Below are 25,726 nucleotides of genomic sequence, written 5' to 3' on the forward strand. Positions count from 1 at the left end.
GCCACGTCACGCTGACTGATTTTCATTTTTCCACTCCCGTCCTGTTGCTGCCTGCTGTTGCTGCTGCATACGGCTGTTGTTCAGCGCCTGGGCTTTTGGTGCATCCATCACCAGCATTCCCTCTTTGAGCACCACCACCCGCTCCACCAGTTCCAGCACCGGTACGCGGTGCGTGGCGACGATGAGGGTGCGATGCCCTAGCCAGTCGCCGAGACGCTGGATAAATTCCCGCTCGGTGTGCTCGTCCAGCGACGCGGTGGGTTCATCCATCAGCACAATATTCGGATCGCGCAGGAGCATACGCGCCAGCAAAATCGACTGGCGTTGTCCGCCGGATAATCCCACGCCGTTTTCCATGATCGGGTAGTCCAGCCCTTTGGGTAGCTTCTGCACAAAACCTGCTGCGCCGGTCAGTTCCAGCGCCTCGAAAATCTCGTCGTCGGTGGCGCGCGGCATGCCGAGGGTGATGTTTTCGCGCAGGGTACCGTAAAACAGCCGCGCGTTCTGGGTCATAAAACCGACGTTGCGACGAACGTCGGCGATGTCGAGATGCGGCAGGCTGAAGTTATCAAGCCGCAGCTCACCAGCCGCCAGGTCCATTCCGCCCGCCATGGCCTGTAGCAGGGTCGATTTACCCGCGCCATTGCGCCCGAGGATCGCCACTTTCTCACCCGGACTGATCTCCAGTCGGTTAATGCGCAGCGCCATGCGCGGATCGTCCGGCTGATAACGGAACTGCGCCTGCTCGAACAAGTAGTGACCGCGCAGCACGTCCTGGCGGATCGGCGTCTCTTCGCGCTGGTTCTCGGTAGGCAACTGCATAATGCTGTCCAGCCCCTCTTTGGCCGCTTTTACCTGCTGCCAGCGGGCCAGCACGCCGCACAGCGTTGCCATGGGGGCGATCATGCGGGAGGCCAGCATGGACGCCGCGACCACGGAACCGGTGGTCAGGGTGCCGTCGATCACCATCGGCGCACCGACCACGATCACCCCGGCGTAGACCAGGCTCTGGATGGTCATCCCCCAGCTGATCAGGTTCTGGGTCAGTTCGCGGGTGCGCAGGCCGGATTCCGCGGTGATCTGGATATAACTGTTCCACTGCTGCAAAAAGCGGTTTTCCGCCTGCATCAGCTTGATGTCCTCCAGCCCTTGCACGCTCTCCACCAGCACCGCATTGCGCAGGGTCGATTCATGGGCCGACTGTTTCGCCAGCTCTGCCAGCTTCTTCTGCAGCAGCAGACCGGGCAGAACCATGATCACCGCCGCCACCGGCGCGATCCACGCCAGTTGCGGGGCGATGATCGCCAGCACCACCACAAACAGTAAGAAGAACGGCAGGTCGACAATCGTAGAAATGGTGGAGGAGGTTACCATCTCGCGGATCTGCTCCAGCTCGCGTAGCTGGGAGATAAAGCTGCCGGTGGAGCGGGGGATCGCGCTGTTGCGCAGGCGCAGGGCGTGGCCGAAGACGCGATCCGAGACACGTAGGTCTGAACGCTTGCCCAGCAGATCCATAATGTGTCCGCGCGCCACGCGCAGCACAAAGCCAAACAGGGTGGCGATCAACACCCCAATCGTCAGGACGTAAAGCGTCGGGTAGGACTGGGCGGGGATCACCCGGTCGTAGACCTGCATGGAAAAGACGATCCCGGAGAGCGACAGCACGTTGATAAACAGCGCGGCCAGCATCACCCAGCTGTAGGGGCGTAAGTCGCGCATCACCAGCCGGTAGAGCCAGTCCGGACGGTATTTTGATATATACGCGTCCACGCGGCTGTCCTTCAGCGCGGCGAGTGGACGCAGGGCAATGACGTGGCGGATAGCGGGCAGCATCGCCGTCATCGACAGCCGGTTGGTGTAAGTCTCATCGTCGAAAAAGCTGACTTCCAGCGTATCGTCCCCGTCGAAATGCTCGATCACGCCGATCCTGCCGTCATTCATCGCCACCACCACCGGCAGACGCCAGCTGTTGATAGCCTCCTGGCCGCCGGTAAGCAACTGAAACGACAGCCCCGCTTCACGGGCCAACTGGGTGAGGGCGGGCACCATCGGTTTGCCTTTCAGCCACGGAGCGCCTGCGATCAGCGCGCCGGGAGAGCAGGCGACACGGTAGCGCGTGGCGACAAAACCAAAGGCCTGCGCCCACTGCGCCAGCGCCTTATCTGTCATCGTTTCGCCCTGCGGGATTTCGCGTTGCTTCATGGCTGGATCTCCACGGTCTGGATGGTGCGGTTATCAAGATCGAACGCGTGACGCAATTGCCCGGTGTTATAGAGACAGTTGAGTTGCAGCTGGTGCAACTGGCCAAGAGTCTGCTGCTGGGTGAACCGCGCCTGATAGACCTCCTGCTCGGCGTTGAGCACATCAAGCAGCGGGCGTGAGCCGAGATCGAGATATTGCTGCTGGTACAGCTCGCGGGTGCGGGCGCTGAGAGCTTCCTGACGGCCCTGGATTTGCAGCGTGCTTTGCAGGCTCATTACCTGGCTGCGGGCTTCCAGCAGTTTCTGGCGGACATCAAGACGCGTGCGCTGAATGGTAGATTGCGCCGCGTCCACCGCGTGTCCGGCGGCATTACGCCGGGCGGTGAGGCCACCGCCCTGATAGAGCGGCATCTGCACTTTCACCCACGCGGAATACTGGGTGCGATCCCGTGTTTCGCTCCCCGCATAGCGATCGTTCATGTAATGGCGCACTTCTGGCTCCAGCGAGACAGTCGGCGTCATTTGTGCTTCGGCGTAGTCAAGGTTCGCCTGGGCGACGTTAGCCTGTGCCCAGGCGGCGAGTACCGCGGGAACCAGACGGTCGTCCGGCTCGGCGATATCGCAGCTCCGACCCAGCTTTTGCGGAAAATCATTGCTGATATCGTTCAGGCTGTTCCAGCCGAGAAAACTCATCAGCGTGGCGCGGGCGCTGTCGAGACTGGCCTGATACTGCATCAACTGGGCGCGCGCACCTTCAATACGCGCATCGGTCTGTACGACGTCAGAGAGCGACGTGGCCCCTTCGTCGTTACGCTGGCGGGTCAGTGTGCCAATGGAGGAGAGAGCCTCAAGCTGCTCTTTCGCGGTCTCGACCATCTGCTGCCAGGTTTGTACCTGCACCATGGCGACAGCGGTATCGTGGGCGATGGTGTCGATGCTGACCAGCACGTTGGCTTGCTGCTGGGCAACTCCGGCATTCTCGGCTCGTACCTGACTTGCCACCTTGCCAAAATCGTAAAGCATTTGTGAGAGGGAGAGCACCATTGATGGCGTAAAGCCGTTCTGGTCGCCGTCATGGGAATAACCGTTGTCCACACCGGCATTAATCTGCGGATAGTATTTTGATTTAGCGACGTCCACCTCTTCGCTCTGTTCATAGAGTTTCCCCACGGCTTCGCTGATGGCCGGGTGCCAGGTGACGGCCCGGTTGACGGCTTCGCCAAGCTGCAATGAACCGGGCGCGGCTTTACCGGCCACAGGGGCTACTCGACCATTGAGTGAGGGGAGTTCCTGCGTTTCGCGGAGTTGTCCGGTATTGATGGTTGCCGCCGGGTTCGCGCTGAGAGCGGGCACAGATATCAGGCAGCACGAGAGCCACCAGTAAGGCATCTTCATTCCCATGTCATGTCCCTAATAAAATATGTACAGCTTTATTATTTATGCCCGGGCGCTGTGCGCCCGGGTCATCTCTTGCAGGTGCTATCAGGTAATGATGTGTTGCTGGTTAACAAGCTCGTCGTAGGTGGTCTGCACATTATCAAGCGTAACGAGTGCAGTATTAGTGTAGGTGGACCCTGCACCATCACGGTCGATGGAGATCACGGTATTGCCATTACTATTAGTGACATGCAGATAATTCCCCAACGAGGCGGTATTGCCGTCCCAGCCCACGAGCAGATCGCCAATGTCGATCTTGTCCCCCTGCGCCAGCGAGAAGCCGGTCCAGTGATCGCCCGCGGTGCTGCTGACGTTGCCTGCCGTGGCATTGCCTGCCGTATTGTCCAGCACCTGATAAATCAGCGTATCGCCGTAGGCCGTACCGGTAATGGCGTCGTTATGTTCCGAGCTGATGAACTGCGGCGCCATATTGATGGTCAGTGTGGCGCTGTCCGTGTTGCCGTTGGCATCGGTCAGGGTGTAGTTGAAGGTCTCCTTCGAGGTCATGGTTGAGAGTGAGATCCCGCTGTTGAGGGTATAGGTGTAATGGCCGTCTGCGCCAATCGCCAGGGTGCCGTAATGACCGGTGATGTTCACCGTTGCGCTGCCGGTATACGGATCCAGCGTGGTGGTCACGCCGTTGTAGCCGGTCACGCTCAGGCGGGTATCTACCGAGTGCAGCTGATCCAGCACGCCGCCGGAATCGGTACCATCGAAGATATTGCCGTTGACGGTGTGGGTGCCGGTGACGTCGAACTGTGACAGTGAATAGCTGGTGCCGGTGACGCTTGGTGTGATGGTTATGGTTCCTATCCCTAGTGCACCAACGTTACCGGTATAACTCAGGGTGTAAGTGCCTGCGTTCAGGTCAAGACCTGTTAAAGGGATATCCGCATTACCGCCCAGCAATATTCCGCCATTAAATGAACCTGTACGGATCGTTGTTCCGTCCATAGACAACGTCCAGTTGACCGTCAATCCACCCAGCGACAGAAGTGAGGCCACGTTGAAGTGCAGAACTGCATTATGCAGGGCGGTGTTGGGATCCACCACAAAGGTGCCGCTACCACTTCCCGATGAGGGAAGCGCAAGCGTGCTCCAGCTTGCGCTTCCTACGGTCGTATCTGAATAGGCGGTTGTATGATGCACTGACGTCACATCCATCACGGTGCTGACATCGTTGACCGCATCCATCGCCTGAGCGGTTGGGGTGATGTTAAGCGATGCCGTATCCTTCGAGCCGTCAAGTGCGGTCACAGTGTAGACGAAGGTATCCGGCGTGCTGATATGGTCTGCACCCACACCGCTTCTCAGGGTATAGGTGTACTGGCCGGACGAATTAATGGTCAGCGTGCCGTATTCCCCCTGAATGTCGGTTGTTCCGCTGCTGTTGACCGTCACGCCGTTCACTTCCGTGACCACGGTGCCCGTCGGAACAGGGTCATTCGCCAGCACATCGCCTGTGGTCGTTTCACTGATACTTGCCACGCTGTAGACATGATCCTGCAGGACGCTCAGCGTGTAGCCTGTCAGGACCGCGATCCCGGATGCGGTATTCAGCAGGAACAGATACTCCCCGGCGGGCAGGTTCAGCGTCAACTGAGATGACGTCCCTCCCAGTAACGGGGCGCGCAGCCAGCCTGGCTCAACGCGGACCTGCTCGAAGGTCTGGGTCGCGTTGTTGAACTTATAGACGTACAGATCAAACACCGACGCCAGGGCCACGCCACCCACGGAGGCCTGGATGGTCATGGTGCGGGTGGTACCTTCCTCGACGTTATAGATAATCGGGTTGGTCATATCGTCCAGCAGATTAAGTCCCAGCGTACTGCCAAGATTTACCCCCACCACGGTAAAACCACCCTGAGACGAAGTCCCGTTATTGATTTCACTCACGGTGGTGTCAAAGGTCAGCGAGGCCGTGTCGTCCACTGCCACAATACCGTTGACGACGGTACCGGCTCCCAGGGACAGCACCAGGTTCGCCGACGCGCTGACGCCGTTATAGGTGATGGTGTAGCTGAAGCTCTCCGTCCGGCCAATGACCGACGCGCTGGTGTCGGTCAGGTTGTAGGTGTAGCTGCCGTCGCGGTTGATGGTCAGCGTACCGTACTGGCCCTGAATCACCGTGCCGTCAGCCGTAACGTTGGTCGTGGTTCCCTGCGCGTTAGTGACGGCCGTGATCGTCGCCCCTGCCGGGGCATTGTCGCTGCCTGCGGTTGGGTCAACGTCGGTGATCACGTTCCCATTCAGGCTGGTGTCGCCCGTCACAGTACCCGGGCCGGTCTCTTTCACCGCCACATCCAGACTGGTGTAAGAGCCGGTTGCCAGCAGGTTGGTGTTATAGCTCAGGACACGATAGTCACCGTCAGCCAGCCCGGTCAGGTTCAGTGATACGCCGGTGGCCCCGAGGGTCAACAGATCGGCAAACTGCGGTTGTCCGGTGTCGACGACGGTGGTCCAGGTGCTGCCGTTCCAGTGTTGAACCACCAGCTCCAGGGTATTCAGTAGCGTAAGTACCGCACCTGTTGCATTAGCGTTCACCACGATATCTGCGCTGCCGCCACTGCCTACGGTGAAGTTCACCTGGGCGGTGTCATTCCCCAGTAATGTCAGGACGTTACCCACGGCGCCAACCAGCAGGAAGCCGTAATCGCTGTACTGACTGTTGGTGACGGTTGCGGTGGTGCTGAGGTTCAGCTCTTCGACGTTATTGCTGGCGGAGAGCGGCACCACCGGCGCAAGGGCTGAGCCCGGCAGTGAGGTGTTACCTGCGACGTCGGTGGCGGTGATCTGCAGCGTCTGGCCTTCGGTCTGTTTGTTAATGAAGGTGTAGCTGTACGTGCCGTTGCTGTCCGCAATGGCGGTCACTGTCGAGCCGTCTGCAAGGCGGATAGCGACGGTGCTGCCAGCTTCCGCATTCCCGGTCAGGACGCTACCGTCGGCGTTAAAGGTCCCGGTCGGTGCCGTTGGGGCGGTTGTATCGACGATAATTGTCGTCACAGCTGAAGCCACGCTGGTGTTGCCCGCCGCATCGGTAGCTGTGGCGGTCAAGTTATGCGTGCCTTGCGCCAGCGTGGTAGTGGTTTGTAGCAGGGTCCAGTTGCCACTGGCATCGGCGGTTACTGTGCCTACCAGGGTGATGCCATCGTAAATTCGAACCGTTGCATTCGCTTCGGCAGTCCCGGTCAGCGCTGGACGCGTGTCGTTGGTCGGATTCGTACCGGTCACCGGACCGGTAACGCTGCCGACATCATCAATCACTGAACTGATGACTGGCGCACCTGGCGCAGCGGTATCGACGTTAATCACATACCCGGCGGTTGGCGCGCTGGCGTTGCCCACCGCATCGGTGGCGGTAAAGGTCAGCGTGTGTGCACCGTTGCTCAGCGCAGGAGATGGCGTAAAGCTCCAGTTCCCACCGGTTGCGGTCACGCTGCCTATCTGTACGCCGTTATCAAAGATTTTCACCGTCGATCCGGCTTCTGCTGTACCGCTGAGTGTGGGTTGCGCGTCGTTGGTGATCCCACCGTTGGCGACTGGCGTCGCTGCATTGCCCACGTCATCCTGGATGCTGGTCAGCACCGGCAGCGCAGGCGGCGTGGTGTCAATTGTCAGGCTGAAACTTGTCGACGAGACGCTGGTGTTGCCAGCCGCATCCGTGGCCTGCGCGGTGAAGCTGTGCGGACCTGCTGTCAATGTGGTGGTGAGCAGGATGCTCCAGTTGCCGCTGGCATCCGCAGTGCCTGTTCCGACAAGTGTCGCGCCTTCAAAGATTTTCACGGTGGCAAACGGTTCGCTGGTTCCGACAAGCCGCGGTACGGTGTCGTCGGTGCTTTGCCCGGACGTGAGCGGGCCGGTGATAGTGCCCACGTCGTCTATCGCCTGGCTGATAACCGGCGCGTTTGGTGCCGCGGTATCAACGATCAGGGTAAAGTCCGGCGAGGTCGGGCTGATGTTGCCCGCCGCATCGGTGACGGTGGCGGTCCAGGTATGGCTTCCGTTGACCAGTGGCGTTGACGGCGTAAAGCTCCATGCGCCGGTACCGTCCGCCAGTGCGGTGCCGACTGGCTGCCCGTTTTCATAAATGGTCACCGTCGCGTTGGCGGTCGCGGTGCCGTTCAGCGTCGGCGTGGTGTCGTCTGTACTCTGCCCGGAAGAGAGCGGAGTTTGTATGCTGCCCACGTTGTCACCTGCGGTCGAAATAACCGGAGCCGATGGCACGGCCGTATCCACGGTCAGGTTAAACGGAGCCGTCGTGCTGCCAGTGTTGCCAGCCGTGTCGGTCGCGTTGAAGGTGATAGCATGTGGCCCATCGCTCAAATCGGTACCTGGGGTAAAGGTCCAGTTGCCCTGGGCATTCACCACCGCGGTACCAACTTCGTTGCCATCGACAATCACATGGATGGTGGAACCTACTTCGCCTGTGCCATTGAAGGTCGGACGTGCGTCGTTGGTGCTGTTGCCCGTCGCGAGCGTACCGGTGGCAGGACCGACATCGTCGATGACGCTGGTGACCACGGGTACACCGGGGCCTGAAGTATCCACAGTAAAGGCGAAGACCGACGAGTTAGCCGAGGCGTTGCCTGCCACATCCGTTGCATAAGCGCGAAGGGAGTAGCTGCCATCACCCAGCGGCGTACTCGGGGTAAAGGACCAGTTCCCGCTTCCATCAACGGTAGCCAGGCCAATCTGCGTACCGTTATTCATGATGTGGATGGTACTGCCCGCCTGCCCGGTACCGCTAATCGTCGGCGTGTTGTCGTTGGTGACCTGCCCACTGGTAAGGTTGCCCGTGACACCGCCCGGGACGTTGTCATTCACATTATCCAGTGTCGGAACCGTCGGTGCTGTCAGGTCAACCATCACGCTCCAGGGGGCAGAGACTGCGCTGACGTTGCCCTGCGGATCGGTCGCCTGGACGGTGAAGCTGTGCGAGCCTTCGGTGAGCGCGGTGTCAGGGGTAAACGTCCATGCGCCGGTACCGTCAGCCGTTACCACGGCAATCTGGGTGCCACCGTCGAAAATCGTCACCACGCTGTTTGCTTCTGCGGTGCCTGAAAGGGTTGGCGTGGCATCGTTGGTCGGATCGCCGCTGATCACTGTGGTGGCGGCGTTACCGACATTATCCGTGACGTTAGTGATGACCGGTGTGGTGGAAACCGTATCTACCACGACGGTGAACCCGGTCGATGGGCCACTCTGATTCCCGGCCGGATCGGTCTCGCGGATGGTCAGGACGTTATTGCCCTCCGCCAGGGGTGACGTTGTGTAGCTCCAGGTTCCCGTATTGCCAACCACCACGCTGCCCAGCAGCGTTCCGTTGCTGTAGACAGAGATGGTATCGCCTGCTGTACCCGTACCGGTGAGGGTGGGTTGGTTATCGTTAGTGGTCTGGCCGCTGGTCAGCGGACCCGTGCCGGGACCCACATCGTCAAGCACCGAGCCAATGGTGGGGGTACCCGGCGCAGTGAGGTCGACGGTAACGGCGGCGGTCGGAGAGCGACCGCTGGTCAGGCCATTGAGGGTCGCGGTTACCTCAAAGGTATGCAGCCCTTCACCCAGCGCGGGCGGCGTATAGCTCCAGTTTCCGCTGCCGTCGGCGGTGACCGTCGACACCGGCGTCACGCCACCGTCCAGGTAGATGGTAATCAGGCTGCCGGCTTCGGCCGTGCCGGTAAGCGTTGGCGTAGTATCGTTGGTGGTTTTATCTTTCACGTCGCCGGTGACAGGGGCAACGTCATCGTTGATCGCCGTAATGACCGGTACTTGAGGCAGATCGAGCGGTGAATCGGTGACGACAAACGTCGCGCCAGGGCTGCTGTTACCTGCGGCATCGGTGGCGGTTACGGTCAGCGTGGCGGGATCCAGTTGCGCGGGGCTCAGTGCAATAGAAAAGCTGCCATCGCCTGCGACAACGCCAGTACCAATGATCACACTACCGTCTTTCACAGTAATGATACTTCCTGCCTCACCGGTACCGGTCAGCGGTGTCCCTTCTGCTGCCAGGTTCATATTGATCGGGTCTGGCGGCGCGACAGTATCCACAGTCACGCTGAGTGGCGCTGAACTTCCGGAGAGATTACCTGCCGGATCGCTGGATGAGACGGTGAAGGTATGTGGGCCGTCGGACAGCGTGCTCCCGGCGGTCCAGCTCCAGCTACCATCCGGTTGTAGGGTCACTGGCACCAGCGACGGAGTACCGTCGACGGAGACGATAACGGTGGTTCCCGGTTCGCTGGTCCCGGTGAGGGTCGGCGTACCGTCATTGGTGTAGAGCACACTGCCTGAAAGAGAGCTGGGGGTGATGGCATTTATCTGCGGTATTTCAGGTGCAGTGGTATCCACCGTGACGTCAAAGACCGGGCTAAGGGCGCTAACGTTACCTGCCGCGTCAATGCCCGCAACGGTGATATGCAGCGGACCGTCGGTTTGTGTCGGTAGCGTCAGGGTCCATTCACCATTCGCGACGACGACACGTCCAACTTCCACGCCGTTGTTGTAGACGATCACTGTCTCACCGTTGACGCCGGTTCCGCCGACCAGTGGTGTTGCATCCGTGGTAAAGCCATCATCCTGCGCGCTGCCAACAGCGCTAATCACTGGCGTATTCGGTGCTACGGTATCCACAGTGATCGTTATCCCCGGCGATGAACCAGAGACGTTGCCCGCTTCGTCGGTAGCGGTAGCGGTATATTCGTGGTCCCCCTCAGCAATATTACTGCCAGGGCGCCAGCTCCAGTTGCCGTTGCTGTCTACCGTGGCGGTGCCGACGACCGACGCCGCGCCGCCATTTACGCTGTCATAAATGGTGATAACGTCGTTTGCCGTCCCGGTACCGCTCAGAACCGGACGGGGATCGTTGGTCGTTCCGCCATCGGCAACAGGTCCGGTTATCTGGGTGACGCTGTCGGTAATGACCGGTGCCACAGGCGTAGCCGGCGCGTCGGTGTCAATGGTGATGGTGACCGGTTGGGATGGCGCGCTTTCATTGCCCGTACCGTCCATGTTGGTTACGGTCAGCGTAATGTCATAGGTGCCGTTAGGCAGCGGGCTGGCTGGCGTCCAGCTCCAGTTGCCGGAGCCGTCCACAACAACATCATCGAGTTTGACGCCGCCGTTGTAGATGGTCACGGTATCGCCCGGATTACCGGTACCGCTCAGGGTTGGCGTGGTGTCGCGAGTGGTTTCGCCCGGGTTCAGCGGCGTTTGTATTGCGCCGCCGTCAGGGTTGACGGTGATCGCCGGGGCATCTGGCGTGGCAGGTGCCACGGTATCTACCGTCAGTACAAATGGGCTGGAGACGGTGGTATTGCCCGCGGCATCCGTGGCATGCACCGTCAGCGAATGCAGGCCGTCGGTGAGCGGGGTAACGGGGGTAAAACTCCAGCCGCCATTGCCGTCGAGGATGGCGGTACCGAGCAGGGTTGTGCCGTCATAGACGGTGATCACGGCATCAGCAGGGGCGGAGCCCTGAAGCAGCGGTTGGGTGTCATCTGTGGTATCACCGCTGCTGAGTGGGCCCTGAACGCCGCCGACATCATCGAGCACGCTGGCGATGGTCGCTGCCAGTGGTGGGGTGGTATCAACAGTAAAGGTGAAACCGCCTGAGGCGAGACTGGTGTTACCCGCCGCGTCGGTGGCGACGACGGTAAAGGTATGGGGGCCGCTGACAAGAGGCGTAGTGAGGGTATAGCTCCACGCGCCGTTGCTGTCCGCCACTACCGTGTCAACATCTGTACCATCCAGACGGATGGTGACGGTTGAGCCCGGCTCTGCGGTACCGTTGAGCGTCGGCATTGTGTCGTTGGTGGTATCGTTGGGGTTGAGTGTACCGAGGCGCTCGGGCACATCATCTATCACCTGGGTAATAACCGGAGCAGCAGGCGCGACGCTGTCAATCGTGATACCCCAGGTGTTGGATACGCCACTGGTGTTACCTGCCGCGTCGGTTGTAACAGCGGTCAGAGCGTGAGGCCCCTCACCGATTGGCGAGGACGGCGTAAAGACCCATACGCCGAGGCCATTGGCAACGGTTGTACCGATAGCCACACCATCCACGCGGAGGGTGACCGTTGCGTTTGCTTCGGCGGTACCACTGAGCGTTGGGGTGGCGTCATTGGTCGTGGCATTTGGGCCGAGCGAGCCAGTAATTCCTCCGGGAACATCGTCCACGACTTGTGAAATCACCGGGGCGTCAGGTGCAGTCCCGTCGACGTTAATTGTCCACGCGGCTGAGATTCCGCTCTGGTTTCCGGCGGGATCCGTTGCCGTTGCCGTTAGCACATACGTGCCATCGACCAGCGGTGAAGGTGGGGTGAAGCTCCACAGGCCGGATTGCGGAACAACCACCGTGCCGAGGATATCGCTGCCGTTAGAAATCGTGATGGTTGAGCCAGACTCGCCCGTACCGTTAATGGTTGGGGCCCGGTCATTGGTGAGCCCGCTCTGGCCTACAGGTCCGGTAGTGGCCTGCACGTCGTCAATCACCGATACGATGACCGGGGTCTGCGGCGGGGTAATGTCCGGTGCAGCCGCGGAGGATGTCGGTCCCGTGTTTCCTGCCGTATCAGTGGCTGCTGCGGTCAGAATTTCGCCATTGGTCTTCGGGGGGGCCAGTGTCAGGCTAAAGTTACCCTGGCTATCGGCCACCACATCGCCAATTGTTACATTACCTTCACGAATGCTCACCGTGCTGCCCGGCTCTGCAGTACCGCTGATGCTGGTGCCATCATTCGACACAACCACGTTTTCAGGGGCGAGTGGTGGTGTGGTATCCACGACCAGCGCGAACGGGCTGGAGATAGTGGTATTTCCGGCGGCATCGGTGGCATGAACGGTCAGCGAATGCGGACCGTCGGTGAGCGGGGTAACAGGTGTAAAACTCCATCCGCCGTTGCCGTCGAGGATGGCGGTGCCGAGTAGGGTCGTGCCGTCATAGACGGTGATAACCGCATCAGCTGGCGCGGAGCCCTGCAGCAGCGGTTGGGTGTCATCCGTGGTATCACCGCTGTTGAGCGGGTCTGTAACGCTACCGACGTCATCGGTCACGGTGACGATAGTCGCAGCCAATGGCGGGGTCGTATCGACGGTAAAGTTGAAACCGCCTGATGCAGTGCTGGTATTACCCGCAGCGTCGGTGGCAACAACGGTAAAGGTGTGAGCGCCTTCGACAAGGGGCGTGGTGGGGGTATAAGACCACACACCGTTGCTGTCGGTTAATACTGTGCCAATATCAGTACCGTCCAGACGGATGGTGACGGCTGAACCCGGTTCAGCGGTGCCGTTAAGCGTCGGCGTCGTGTCATTAGTGAGGCCGTTCTGTCCCACGGGGCCGGTGGTAGCCAGCACGTCATCAACCACCGAAAGAATGACCGGGGCCAGCGGTGGAGTAAGATCCGGTGCAGTAGCGGGTGCTGTCGGCCCTGTGTTGCCTGCGATGTCGGTGGCGTTTGCAGTCAGGGTTTCTCCGTTAACTTTTGGTGGTGTTAACGTCAGGCTGAAGTGGCCCTGACCATCGGCCACAGCATTACCCAGGATGGCATCGCCTTCACGAATGGTCACCGTGCTGCCCGGTTCCGCGGTGCCGCTGATGGTGGTGCCATCATTCGACACGACCACGTTTTCAGGAGCGAGTGGTGGTGTGGTGTCCACGGTGAAGTTAACTGGCTGCGAAATCGCGCTCTGGTTTCCGGCTGCATCGGTTTCACTGACAGTAATCGAGTGCGTCCCTTCCGGGAGCGGGCTATTGAGTGTGATGCTCCAGGTACCGTTGGGGAGCACCGTCGTTGTCCCAATCTCCACGCCGTTATCGTAGAGGGTGATCTTTCCACCGGGCTCGCCCGTTCCTGCCAGGAGCGGCTGCGTTGCATCGGTCAGCGTGCCCGAAGTGATAGTCCCTCTGACAGAACCCGTGTCGTCGGTCAGCAGAATCGCGGTCGGTGTATTCGGAGGCGTCAAATCGACTGTGAGGGTGAAAACCGGTGACGCGGGTCCGGTATTGCCGGCAGCGTCGGTTGCCCGTACGGTGATTTGGTGAGTACTTTCACTGAGGTTAACAGACGGGGTGAAGGTCCAGGTGCCGTTACTGGCAACAACTGCAGTGCCAATGGCGATACTGCCGTCATAAATCGTTACGGTGGAGCCGGGTTCGGCGGTGCCAGTAAGCTGCGGGCGCTGATCGTTGGTGCTGCCGCCGTTACTGACTGCCCCCGTCTGCGGCTCAATATCGTCCGTTACGCTGGTGATTGCCGGGGCATCGGGGGCGGTAATGTCTGGTGCTGTCGCATTTGTCCCCTGGCTGGTATTTCCTGCTGCATCCGTCGCTGTAGCAGTGACGTGCTCGCCGTTGGTTAGCGGTGTTCCGAGATTAACAGTAAACGAGCCGTCACTGCCGGTTTTACCTGTGCCAATCACATTGCCGTTAGTATCTTTCAGGGTGATTGTACTGCCGGGTTCTGCGGTACCGGTGACGGTTTTGCCGTCTGATGAAAACTGTAGACTGGAAGGCGCATTCGGCGGCGTCGTATCCGGGTCGGCAGGATCGGCAGGGTCTGTGGGCGTGGTGGGGTTAGTACCGCTGTTATTATCACCGTCACCATTACCGCCGCCGCCACCACCACCACCGGTGCTTGCCACCGCCGCGATACCGCCCGCTGCGACAATGCCACCCAGCGCCCATGGCCAGATGGCGGCACCACCGGCATCACTTCCTGATGCGGCAAGCAACACGTCCGTAGAGGCAATCGATTCGTACGTGGCGGCTCCGGTAGGGTCTTCAATCCACCATAGTGCACCCTCACTGTCCTGAAGGACCAGCTGGCTCGCCCCTTGCTCATCGGTGACGTAGAAATTTTTAACGGTAATCACCTCGCCGGAGTGTAGCGTGATCACCAGATCGTTACCGCTGCGGGCGAAATCGGCGACATTGGCTCGCTCAACCTGAAGCTCAACAATCGAGGTGTGGTTCAGCGTAACCTGGGTGCCTTCCGTTGTGGTTTCAACGCCCGTAAGTTTCGATATAACAGAGATTTGGCTCATTTAGTGATGACTCCAGCTGAGTTGTCGTTAACGGCGAGCAAGACGAGCCATCTCTGTGAAGGGTAAAGCGCGCCCCCGGCGGAGTTACTGTTATTTAAACAGCGCTCACCGTATTTTTTTTCAGCGCGAACGATGCCCGCCAGAATACAGAGTGGCAACATCAGAACGAATCTATTTATTTAAGAAAATTATCAACAACGCGATTTTGTCTTTTATATAACCTTGTAATTAATAGAGGAATTAATCCGGGATGGTATAAAAATGATATAGTCAGAAAAATATGGATATGCAAATCAAGATTCTTTAAACATGAAGGGGGAGAAGTTGTTGGGATATTGTTTAGTTAATTCGCATTATGAATTTATATTCGTAACATGTTGTTTTTGATGTGTTTTACTTTATTTTTAAATGGTATTTAAAAAGTGTGTATGGTGTTGCTCAATAATTGGTAGGTGACTTTTTAAATCGTATTTAAAAGGTTGTTGTTTATGGTTTCTTAATGGTGGTTTAAGTTATGGTAACATTTTTGATGTAGGATATATTATATTTGGTGATATTTAAAAAAATATTCTTTTATATGATTAAATTTCTGCTAATGAGAGAGGGTAATAGAATGAGGTGATCATTAAATGATCAGATCTATATTGGTACGGGATGCGTTATATGCATGATTTTGTTGCAGCAAAAATATCCTCCGGAGTGTGAATAAAAAGCGCCACTCATGCGTTTACTGACGTCATCCTCTCTCATCCAGGAGTTTTTTATGAACACGACCTCTCTTCGTTTGATCCCGGTACTGATTTTTTCGCTGCTGTCTCCACTGGCGCTGGCAATGGGTAATAATAGTACCGAGAGCAAAACGCCTGACTGCCCATCAGGGCAGGTGTATGACAGTGCAACTCAGAAATGCGTGCCGGACAAGAGCAGCAGCCTGAGCGATCAGGACAAAACCAACTATGCATACCATCTTGTTAAGAAAGGGGAGTATCAGGCGGCGCTGAATCTCCTTGATTCGCTGAAAAATGGCAATACGGCTGAAGCGTGGAACTATCGCGGGTATGCCACACGCAAACTGGGACGTACCGATGAGGGTATCGGCTATTACCAGCGCGCGCTGGCAATTGCCCCTGATTATGCCAAAGCCCGTGAATACCTGGGTGAGGCATGGATGGTCAAAGGACGGCCTGACCTCGCGAAAGAACAGTTGAAGGTAATAGCAGGCATATGTGGCCAGTCCTGCGAGGAGTACCGCGATCTGCAGGCTGCCATCAACGGACAGCCGGAATCCTGAGTTTCTCGTGGAGGGAAAACACATCGCTACCAGTGAGGTTCGTCAACAGTTAGCGGCACACTTGTCGCGCCTATGGCGCTATGGGCTGGTGTTGTCGCGAAACAGGGATATCGCCGAAGAGCTGGTTCAGTCCACCTGCGTGCGTGCGCTCGAAAGGAGCAGCCAGTATACGCCGGGCACGCGCATCGACAGGTGGCTGTTTGCGATATTGCACTCCATCTGGATCTCTGAGCTTCGGGCACGACATGTCCGCCAGGGGCAGGGGTTTGTCACCAGCGACGAACTTCTGGCACCAGACACCCGCGAGCAGGATGAAACGCGCCTGCATTACCTGAAGGTGATGCAGCGCGTCAATGCGCTACCGGAAGCCCAGCGCAACACGGTTTTTTTGGTTTATGTCGAAGGTTTTACCTATCAGGAGGCAGCGGACACCCTGGCGGTGCCGATTGGTACTGTAATGAGCCGACTGGCGACAGCGCGGGCAACACTTGCGAGGTCCGCTGATGTAATGCCTCCGGTAAAGGAGAAGCGCTCTTGAATTCGCACCGTTTTACGCCGCCCTATAACGACGATGCTATCGTGGCATGGATAGATGGCGAGATGTGCCGTACAGATGCACAACAATTTGAAGAACAGATGAGAAGTGATGAACGCCTCTCCGGGCGAACCGCTGAGCTAATGAAAAGCAATCAGGACTACTCCGGGGCGTTTGCTTCTCTGCTGGATGACGCTCCCCTTGAGAAGATGCAGGCGCGTCTGGCGGCACTTCCCGAACCACACTCTTCTTCTCCGGCGGGCGTAAGCAGACGCGCACTGATTGCTGCGTCGGTCAGTTTTTTGATGGTCGGTTCCGGGCTGGGGTATCTGCTGAGACCCGCTTCTGCCCCTGATGATGAAAACGCCCATATTCGTGACCTCGAAGCGCAATACATGTCTTTGTACAGCGTTGAAACACTGCTGGATATGGACAGCGCACTGCCTGTTCTGCAACGCGGCCTGGAACGGGCCGCACAAGATATCGGCATGAAATTGCAGATGTCGCAGCTTACTCTGCAGGGGGCAGAACTCAAAATGGTACGCATGCTGCGCTATGAAACCACCTCTATCGCGCAGATTGCCTGGATCAACGCCGACTACGGTCCGATGGCGCTCTGTATCTCTCCTGTCGATGAGAAGACGACGGCTTCTCTTCAACAGGAGCAGCGGCACAGTATGAACCTGGTGTGGTGGCTGGATGCGGGCTATCAGTTTGTCCTGATAGGCCGAAACCCGCTGTCTCACTTGCAGAGTAACGCAGAACAGCTGCAACGCCTGATCTCAGGATGAGGGAATAGTGTTCGTCTGAATCGCAATAGCGATGGCAATACGATCGTCAACGACCAGGGCAAATTTATCCATCCCGTAGGATGCACGGGAAATCGCTGTGGTGGCATTCAGCGTGAGGGCTTGCGCATGCGGGTCTTCCACAACAGCTTCCAGAATCACCGGGCGGGCAATGTTTCGTACGGTCAGCGTACCGAACACTCTGAATCGTCCTGCGCCCTGGGCGACCACGCGAGAGCTGACAAACTCAATCGTCGGGTAGCGCTCAGATTCAAAAAACATATCGCTTTTCAGCTGCCAGGTGAGCAGCTTGTTTGAGGCCACCAGGGTTGCCACGGGAATAGTGACGTGAATATGGTCATCGACATCGTTATTCGGATTAAGCGTCACGGCACCCGTCACGCCACTGAATGTCGCCCAGGAGAGGATACCGCCGAAAGCATGCCAGGATAGCCGAATGGTGGTGTTGTTGGTGTCGATGATGTAGCTATGCGGGACGGCTAACGCCCACGGGCAAACCAAAATAAGCAATATAAGCAGGCGTCGTAGCATCTCAGGATCTCTTTAAGGGGCGCTGGGAGTAAACGCGTCACACCAGGGATCTATTCGGCTTTTATGCGTCAGGATTTTTAATAATATCAACCGAGATTTCGACGGCGGTAACCTGGCCACGGTTTTCCAGCCAGTGAACGGTATTGTGATCCTCCGGCCAGCCGACACCGGGACCGTAATCGGTGGCGATCCCGTTACGATGGTCGGTGATCGTCCCCTCCAGGATAAACACAGTACCGGGGCGATCGATATGATCATGCACCGGACCAAAGACCGCGCCGGGAGCGAGTGTCACCCTGCGCATGCGAAGCTGTCGCCCGTCCATGCCTGCGATCTCCGGGCCCAGATCGACGATGGAGAGTAGTTCAACGGTCACGCCCTGGGTTTCTGGTGCGATTTCTTTGTGGCTCATGATGGTGCCCCCCTGTGACAAGTTTAGTCTTCAGGAAGCAAAGCAGCTGGGAATAAAAAAGGCCGCGTTTGCGGCCTTTTGACGGGATTATTCAGTAACTTTCTTTTCCAGCTCGCTGGCACCTTCTTTGGTTTTGTTCCAGCCTTTCTCAGCACCTTCTTTGGTGGCATCCCACCCTTTCTCGGTGCCTTCTTTGGCTTTATGCCAGGCTTTCTGGGAATCTTCGCTGACCTTGCTGCCAAAGCTTTCGCTTTTACCTTCTGCAGCATGTTTCTGTTTCAGCTTCAGCTCTTCACCTTTGTTCTGCTCTTCGTGCAGTTTTTGCTTTGCCTCGTTGGCGTTTGCGTTCGCCGCAGCGACGGTATCGTCAGTTGCATGTGTGGTCGCAGCAAATACTGGGGAAGCCAGCAGAACGGCAGATAATGCGATAATTGTTTTTTTCATAATATCCTCATTTAACGTTATCGGTTATGAGCGTGATTCAGCATGGCACAGACGAAGCGGGGTGGCTTTAGGAAAAAACTGTAATGAGATCAACGTGCCCTGACGCGGGGTATTTCGCATGAGGATTATCCAAAGGATAAAACACCTATTTCAGCGAGGGCGGCGAGGGTCAGGAGAATGAATATTATGACGGTTATGGGTCTGTACATAGTGGGGTTCCTTCCGGGTTGGGGTGGCTATTCCGTAGCGCTGGGTGTGCTTTTTAATTTTTCATAGGGGAAGGACGGTGTCGTTGATGTTGGTCAATATGAGGGGCTAGTTGGCCGGCCAGGTGGATAGCGTCATGTATTTTTTCAGCCCGATGTCTCGTTTCACGTCTTTCGGCACTGTATCAAAAGGCGATCTCCTCCGGGGACATAATCAGTATGTCGGGAGATCTCTAAAAGTGAATGGTACGTTTTGCAGGGATACTTACACTCGCACCGGCGGCCACCGTTAACCGTGCCGGTAGCGGCCACAGCCTGCAAACGCTGCGTGAGATTATCGACGTGAAAAAGTGGGAAATTAACCAGGCTGCCGGGCGTTATATCCGCTCGCATGAGGAGGTGCAGCGCATCAGCATCCGCGACCGATTAAATGATTTTATGCAGACGCACGGCGCAGAGCTGGCCTCTGCCCTTGCACAGTAGCAGATGAATTATTCTGGGTAACATTCTGCCGCTCAGCGTTGCGCCATGCAAAACTCGGTCGACTATCTGTGTGATGCACTGCAGGCCTGGCTGGCCACCGGTGAAACAATTAATTATTCGGCGCAGGATAATGAAATTTTAACGACCATCGGATTCAGGCCTGATGCGGTTTCGCGCGATGATAATCGTGAAAAATGCAGACCCGTGCAGTAGTCATCTCAAAATCCCCGAAAATCTCGCCATTTTTACGTAAAAAAGCCATGTATGCATAAGGTGCATGGTTTTGCATGCGTTTTACCGACACTGGCTCCCCTGCCAGCGCCAGCACTGGCGCGCCCAGAGGCCGCTAATGCACCTGCATTAAAAGCGCCCCCTTAAGCGGGCAGGCGGGGCGGGGAGAGCATTGCGCGCTGAAATAGAATTAATTTATATTTAAAAACCGCTAGTGTATGAGTTAACACTAACGGCTTTAAAAATTATCTAATGACCTTTTTTCTGTCTATTGAGTTAAAATCACATAAGACTCCAAGAATTGATTTCATCTCGAATTCAAGATCTATGGTTCTAACTGTTTCTTTACCAAATGCTAGCCCTTCGAAAGCTATTGCTAAGTGAAACATGTTTTTCATTGATTGAGTTGTAGAAAAATGGTTCCCTATAATCTCAGCAGGAATGCTTTTGAACTGGTTTTCAACTTCTGCCGTGATTGCCGTATTATCAATTGGCGCAGAGCCTACGAATGATGAAATTAATGTAGTTGCCATTGATAATAATTTTTTAGCTTGATCCTTTCCGTCTATACCGTAGCGAATACCTTCGCTAATCATTTTGACACGTTCTTCATGTTCTTTGAATATTATATCCTTAATTGAATAATCAAGTAAAATCAATAGCATAGATATTGAAGAGTAAAGGGCTCTGCATATTGGGCCATAAGACTCATTTTCAGATGTTGCAACTCTTTCTAAATAATACTGAATGTCATCTAGAAGATGATTTACACCATCGAAATTAAGTTTTGTGATTAGAACGGCTTTTGACTTACGGTATCTTTGCTTCCAGTTGCCACCATAAGAACTAGAGTCAAGTAAAGTTAGAATATTTTCAAATTCTTCTTCACTTATTCTTTTGTCATCATATCGTTCAGTAGATGTTAATTTTGAGAGGAAGTTACCATCTAAAATAAGTACGTCATGCTCAATGCCGAATTCCGTCACATCAGGTCTTTTATCGGTAGTCGCAACGATGCATTTTTCGAGGTTTAAAACTTTTTGCAATCCTTTCGTCCACAATACACGTTCAAGTGCTTGTGGTTGTTTTTTCATTTTTATATCAACATTTGTTCTTTCCCTAGAAATTGGGGAAGGTCGTGAATATAACCATAAATCAATATCTGTAATGTCGAAACCATGATATTTGAATTCAACTGCTCTCAAAACATAATAACCAATGCTCAGAAAATATTTTCTTAATAATTCTTCGGCTCGCTCACCTTTTTTTAAGTCTAAATTGCTCATGATTAGTTACCCTTCCTAAGCTGGCTAAGTATTTCCCCTATATTTCTCTTAAGTGGTTCTGGTTGATTAATTCTTTCAAGTGTTCTTGTTGCTTCTGGAGCAATGTAAGAAGTAACAGTTACGGAGGGGATAGTATTTAAAGATTGTAAGCTGGCATCTCCACTTGTTATAACTTTAAGTGCCATCTGGCCAATATCCTTTTTTAATAAGCTCATATAGTATTGACCTTTTTTCTCCGACTCGGTTATCTTAATCACCCCTTTTAATTCAAGTATTTGATAGTCGCGGCCGATAGCTGTTGCTGGGCCGACCTCATAGCCATTAATTAACTTTCTTAAGAGTGCTTCAATCATCGTTATCCTGCCACGGGAACTAGCACTTTTTTGCATACCAAAAGTAAGAGAGGTAACAAACGCTTTAGCCAAATCAAAAGCATCGTCTATAGCCGAAGATGAGAATTTGTTGAAGGCAGAAGGCTTTGTAATGTAATAGTGGTTACCATATTCATTACCAATCTGGTTTATATCAAAAACCCCGATTGAGTGTAGTTTTTTTAATAACTCATCCCCAAGAATTCTCTTGGCCATAGTAATATCAACACAGCCGGTTTTCCTTAGTAACTCATTGAATTCTTTTGTTTTTTGTGCATCGCTATCGCTTAGGGAATTGAGTATAGTGTATGATTTGTTTACATCATCTGTTCTGAATAAATTACCATTAAATAAAAGTTTATCGCCCGAGTATGCTTGCTCAGAATCTACGAAGCCAACAAGTTGGCTATTAGTGAACAAGTTATCACTATCGCCTCTTGCTAGCCTGAATGTATCTTCAATTATTGTTTTAGCGCTGCTTTCATTTATTGGAGATTCAGAGCATAATTCAGAAAGTTCAATCGCTGCACTTTCTGATTGACTGGGTTTGGATTCATCAAAAATTCTCGATACATGATTAAGTATTGTAATGGAATCAGGAATGCCCAAAACTTCATATTTACTTAAATTTTTCGAGTGCGTAATTATTTGTTGCTTTTTTAACTCATCCAAAATTGATGGAAGTTCAGTTCTACGATTGATTCCGGCAGCTTTAGATAAACTTAATATTCTGTCTTCCGATAAAACGTGTTGGGAATTAGAGCTAATGCTTGACAAAAGAATCCCACACTTACCGGAGAAACTTATTTGTTCAAATTCACTATCAGCGCCAGGGAATTTTTTGATTTTTTCAGCATGATGAACTAACCATGCGCCTTTCGTATTGTTATCCATAAAGCAGTTCCTTATTCAAATTGAGAATTCATTTTTACCTTCATAGATATATTGTTGCTAATAATCACAAATCCTTTGATTTTACATACGAGTCCTTTATTTTGAGAAAGATTGTTTTTCCGTGGAATAAATATTTAGGGCTGAAACTTTATTTCCCCACCATGACATTAGCTCATAACGTTTAGCCAGATAGGTTGTACGATTGTACGCGCGCCTAACCTCGTTTTTATCACTATGGGCTAATGCTGCTTCAATTACATCAGAATTAAAACCTGCTTCGTTCATTGCTGTACTGGCTATTGAGCGTAGACTATGAGCAACCAATTTACCGCCATATCCTATTCTTTTCAAAGCCGCGTTTGCTGTTTGACTATTCATCGCTTGCTTTGGATCATTCCTGCTCGGGAATATATGTTCGCGGTGAGCGCTGATTGGCTTCATTACTTCCAGAATCTCTAATGCCTGTGGAGATAGAGGTACTGTGTGCTCACGCTTGGCCTTCATCCGCTCGGCTGGGATCGTCCAGAGTTTGGCATCGAGATCGATCTCTATCCATCGGGCGCCAGAAGCTTCAGAAGGACGCACAAGGGTCAGGAGCTGCCATTCAATTAGACAGCGTGTCGAAACAGAGAGATTCGACATCATCAGAGAACGCATTAACTTCGGCAATTCTTCTGGCCGCAGAGTCGGCATATTTTGCTTTTTAGGTTTCTCAAATGCCATTCCGACCCCCGATGCTGGGTTTGCATCAATCAGACCAGTGTTGACGGCGTAGATCATGATCTCGTTAATACGTTGAACTAGTCGGCGGACCGTCTCTAATGCCCCCCGCGCTTTGATTGGCTCCAATGCTTCAACAATCGTTCTGGCCTTAATCTCCTGAACAGGTATCGCGCCTATTGAAGGGAGCACGTCTTTATCTAAAGAGCGCCAAATATCTTTCGCATAGTCTTCAGTGACGTTTTTGCTCTTCATTTTGAACCAGTTGGCGGCCACAGTTGAGAAAATACTATCCAGCTCAATCTGACGTTGTTCTGATGCTTGCTCTTGTTGCAGTTGCGGATCCATACCTTTTGCGAGCACGGTTAAGTGCTGGTCGCGTATCTGACGAGCTGCTGCGAGTGTAAGCGCAGGGTATGAGCCGAGACTCAAATTTGTGCGGCTGCTGCTTCCCGGTCGTTGATAACGGAAGCGCCAGAGTTTTTTACCGGAAGTTTTAACGAGTAAGAACAAGCCATCACCATCATGCAGGGTGAAGTCTTTTTCGCGGGGTTTCGCTTTGAGGATTTCGTTGTTGGTGAGGGGGCGTGTAATGCGCGCCATGTCTGGATTCCTTCCATAATTGGTACACGTTTAATGGACCACAGTATAGCGTGTACCTAAACGTGTACCAATTTTCTCTGGATTTAGCCGGATGGCCTCGGACTATGACAGACACAAAAAAGCCCGCAGGGCTTGTGCCATGCGGGCTTTCTGTACTTCACCGGACTTATCCGGATCATGATTTGGGCTGGCGTCCCTGTAATTAGCCATTCATTCCATTGATTTTTAATGGTATTTATACTTTGAATTTTATGTGTGGTTCTAAAAAGGAACCATAAATCGTAATGGTATGGGTTATCACGATTAGCGGATTGGAGAATTGTATCAAAAGGAAACAAATTCTTCAGTTCAACTCCCTGCTAGTAGCTGAACTGTGCAAGCAGGATCTGCTTTTCACCGATTAGTGAATGCGGTAGTTTTTCAGCGAAACTGAATTCTATCCGTAGGGCAGTACCAGCATAGGTGGAGAATGGATTTTGAACAACTGGTCACCAGAGCACACAAAAGACATCAAGAGTTGGTTTAAGATTGATACATATCGCAAATTTGAAGACCTCTCATTGCTCCAGTTTTACCATGAGATATGGGCTCGTAACTTGTTCTTTAAGGAGTATCGGGAAGAGTTTGAGAGCAGAACTCTTATGGGTTACTTCTCAAAAATTTTCAGTGGCAATCCTTTTTTAATTGAAGAAGGGCAACTGGGATACATGACTCCTGCCAATAAACTTTTTCAGCCTCCCCATTTTTTTCTAACAACTCTTGATCGCCTTGCTGAAACGAGCATCATTGCTATGCAACGCGGAGGTTTTGTTTGGGATGGTGATGACAATTATTCAATAAACAGAGATCTTCGGGAAGAATCACTTTCAGATATTATGCCAGATCAGTTTTCACGAACAGTCATGTTCGAGATTGATTTGGCAAGTGGCACAGACGAAGAGATTGCAGAGTCGCTTAAAGCTGCATTACCGCAGTGGCGTAAAATCAAAGGTATCGAACCAGATCCTTTAGAATCAGTTCGCTTTGGGTATGGAACTATCAAGAAACTCATCAGTTATCGTGTGATACCTATGCTGGATATCCTGGTGTGGGCAGCCGTTAAAAAAATCCGTGTCTCTGACGACAGGTTATCCAGACTGCTATATACAGACGATGACGAAGAAAGCGAAATGAGGCAGTCTAGCCAAATCAAAGATACCGACAGGCCTTTGGCTCTTAAATCCTGCACAACTGACTTTATCCGACAATTCCATTACTTCATGAACAAAAATAGCCATTTGAAGCAAATGAAAGTCTCTGATGTAATGAAACTATCTGATTAGAATTACATTTATAACTATTTGTTTTAATTGTTAAAATTAACTAAAGGCATCATTGTGAATGGTGCTTTTTTTTGCGATTTTTACTTTAAACCGGGCATTTTGACACTTGCTATAAAACGAGGGAATTTCAGCTACTCTCAAGTTCCCCTTTTCTGTACGGCACCAACTTCGAGAAAACCATCCTGCATAGCTACGAAGAACCTCCGCTTCAGGAGCTTCGCTCTTTTCTTTTCCCAACTGTTCGTATAGTGACTTCACCGCAACGACAAGGGATAACGAAATGAAAAATCAAGCAACCCGCCTAATACGATTACCAGAAGTTCTCGAACGAACTGGCTACGGAAAAGCCTGGATATATCGTCTGATCAACGATGGTAAGTTTCCTGCTCCTGTCAAAATTGGAAGTCGTGCAGTAGCTTTCGTTGAAAGTGAGATTGATACCTGGATTCAGTCTGTTATCGAAACAAGTCGAAATAATGTTGCTTAATTGAACTTAGGAGTGATTTTATGAATATCGAAGAATTTGTAAGCGAAGAAAACCATATGTGCAATTTATGCGGAGATCTTTTTTACAAGATCTTTGACCAAGAAGTGATTTATGACTTACCTAATAACGAGTTTAATAAAGAAATCATTTACTGGCTCAGTCAGTACCTTGTAGGAAATCTGAGAGAACCTTTAGACTCGATCTCTGAGCTTAATGCTTGCAAACAGATATATGTTTACGAGACCTGGTTATCTCTAATTAAATGTCCTGATGAATTGAAACTCCTAGCGAAGCGGATAATTTTATATCTAATGGATTAAGAGCTTTTTATGAAAATGTAAAGTTTGGCTGCATAATTTATCTTAAAACTTTACAGAATAACTTACATTATTTTGGTTGCCGTTTATTAGCAAGGCAGTGAGA

At 53.4% G+C, this 25,726-nt stretch carries 15 protein-coding genes and 1 pseudogene; 7 read left to right on the plus strand and 9 right to left on the minus strand.

Annotated features, from left to right (window positions below; genetic code table 11):
* Positions 1–6: 6 nt before the first annotated feature.
* From HED65_RS11610 to HED65_RS11620, 3 genes are all read right to left on the minus strand, one after another.
* Positions 7–2,202 carry a type I secretion system permease/ATPase gene (locus tag HED65_RS11610; RefSeq protein WP_114978700.1) on the minus strand — a complete coding sequence of 732 codons (2,196 nt, stop codon included), beginning with the start codon at positions 2,200–2,202 and terminating at the stop codon, positions 7–9.
* Entirely contained in the window at positions 2,199–3,602 is a 1,404-nt protein-coding gene (locus HED65_RS11615) for a TolC family outer membrane protein (protein WP_114978701.1), read from the minus strand. Before HED65_RS11615 ends, HED65_RS11610 begins: the two co-directional genes overlap by 4 nt.
* A gap of 81 nt (positions 3,603–3,683) precedes the next feature.
* Positions 3,684–14,678 (minus strand): BapA/Bap/LapF family large adhesin, encoded by a 10,995-nt coding sequence (locus HED65_RS11620; protein WP_114978702.1) that lies wholly within the window; start codon positions 14,676–14,678, stop codon positions 3,684–3,686.
* 763 nt (positions 14,679–15,441) lie between these two features.
* Between HED65_RS11620 and HED65_RS11625 the strand changes: the two genes are divergently transcribed.
* Genes HED65_RS11625 through HED65_RS11635 form a run of 3 tightly spaced genes read left to right on the plus strand, consistent with a single transcriptional unit; the run spans position 15,442 to position 17,295 of the window.
* Positions 15,442–15,969, plus strand: coding sequence for a tetratricopeptide repeat protein (locus HED65_RS11625; RefSeq protein ID WP_114978703.1), 528 nt, complete (start codon positions 15,442–15,444; stop codon positions 15,967–15,969).
* Between the two features lie 7 nt (positions 15,970–15,976).
* A complete protein-coding gene (locus HED65_RS11630; RefSeq protein ID WP_114978704.1) occupies positions 15,977–16,507 on the plus strand; it encodes a sigma-70 family RNA polymerase sigma factor in 531 nt (176 codons plus the stop codon).
* A complete protein-coding gene (locus HED65_RS11635) occupies positions 16,504–17,295 on the plus strand; it encodes an anti-sigma factor family protein (RefSeq protein WP_114978705.1) in 792 nt (263 codons plus the stop codon). Before HED65_RS11630 ends, HED65_RS11635 begins: the two co-directional genes overlap by 4 nt.
* On the opposite strand, the gene HED65_RS11640 is transcribed toward HED65_RS11635, so the two are convergent.
* The 3 genes from HED65_RS11640 to HED65_RS11650 all read right to left on the minus strand — a co-directional run bounded on the left by HED65_RS11640 (position 17,287) and on the right by HED65_RS11650 (position 18,700).
* Positions 17,287–17,844, minus strand: coding sequence for a YceI family protein (locus tag HED65_RS11640; protein WP_114978706.1), 558 nt, complete (start codon positions 17,842–17,844; stop codon positions 17,287–17,289). The genes HED65_RS11635 and HED65_RS11640 overlap by 9 nt on opposite strands.
* 61 nt (positions 17,845–17,905) lie before the next feature.
* A complete protein-coding gene (locus tag HED65_RS11645) occupies positions 17,906–18,256 on the minus strand; it encodes a cupin domain-containing protein (protein WP_028016763.1) in 351 nt (116 codons plus the stop codon).
* Between the two features lie 87 nt (positions 18,257–18,343).
* Positions 18,344–18,700, minus strand: coding sequence for a KPN_00521 family repetitive protein (locus tag HED65_RS11650; RefSeq protein WP_114978707.1), 357 nt, complete (start codon positions 18,698–18,700; stop codon positions 18,344–18,346).
* A gap of 521 nt (positions 18,701–19,221) precedes the next feature.
* On the opposite strand from HED65_RS11650, the pseudogene HED65_RS11655 reads away from it, so the two are divergent.
* A pseudogene (locus HED65_RS11655) lies at positions 19,222–19,602 on the plus strand (phage polarity suppression protein); the annotation flags it as partial.
* 263 nt (positions 19,603–19,865) lie between these two features.
* On the opposite strand, the gene HED65_RS11660 reads toward HED65_RS11655, so the two are convergent.
* The 3 genes from HED65_RS11660 to HED65_RS11670 form a co-directional block, all read right to left on the minus strand.
* Positions 19,866–20,906 carry a hypothetical protein gene (locus HED65_RS11660; RefSeq protein WP_114978708.1) on the minus strand — a complete coding sequence of 347 codons (1,041 nt, stop codon included), beginning with the start codon at positions 20,904–20,906 and terminating at the stop codon, positions 19,866–19,868.
* Positions 20,907–20,908: 2 nt separating this feature from the next.
* Positions 20,909–22,171, minus strand: a complete 1,263-nt coding sequence (locus tag HED65_RS11665; protein WP_114978709.1) for a hypothetical protein — start codon at positions 22,169–22,171, stop codon at positions 20,909–20,911.
* A gap of 96 nt (positions 22,172–22,267) precedes the next feature.
* Positions 22,268–23,494: an integrase domain-containing protein gene (locus HED65_RS11670; RefSeq protein WP_114978710.1), complete on the minus strand. Its 1,227-nt coding sequence runs from the start codon at positions 23,492–23,494 to the stop codon at positions 22,268–22,270.
* Positions 23,495–23,970: 476 nt separating this feature from the next.
* Here HED65_RS11670 and HED65_RS11675 point away from each other — a divergent pair, with 476 nt between their 5' ends.
* The 3 genes from HED65_RS11675 (at position 23,971) to HED65_RS22670 (ending at position 25,623) form a co-directional block, all read left to right on the plus strand.
* On the plus strand, positions 23,971–24,816 hold the full coding sequence (locus HED65_RS11675) for a DUF6387 family protein (RefSeq protein WP_001067212.1): 846 nt from the start codon (positions 23,971–23,973) through the stop codon (positions 24,814–24,816).
* Positions 24,817–25,096: 280 nt separating this feature from the next.
* On the plus strand, positions 25,097–25,303 hold the full coding sequence (locus tag HED65_RS11680) for a helix-turn-helix transcriptional regulator (protein ID WP_000795663.1): 207 nt from the start codon (positions 25,097–25,099) through the stop codon (positions 25,301–25,303).
* 20 nt (positions 25,304–25,323) lie between these two features.
* Positions 25,324–25,623, plus strand: coding sequence for a hypothetical protein (locus tag HED65_RS22670; protein WP_001019190.1), 300 nt, complete (start codon positions 25,324–25,326; stop codon positions 25,621–25,623).
* The last annotated feature ends 103 nt before the right edge of the window (positions 25,624–25,726 follow it).

The sequence above is a fragment of the Pantoea sp. LS15 genome, from assembly GCF_012241585.1.
GTDB lineage: Bacteria > Pseudomonadota > Gammaproteobacteria > Enterobacterales > Enterobacteriaceae > Enterobacter.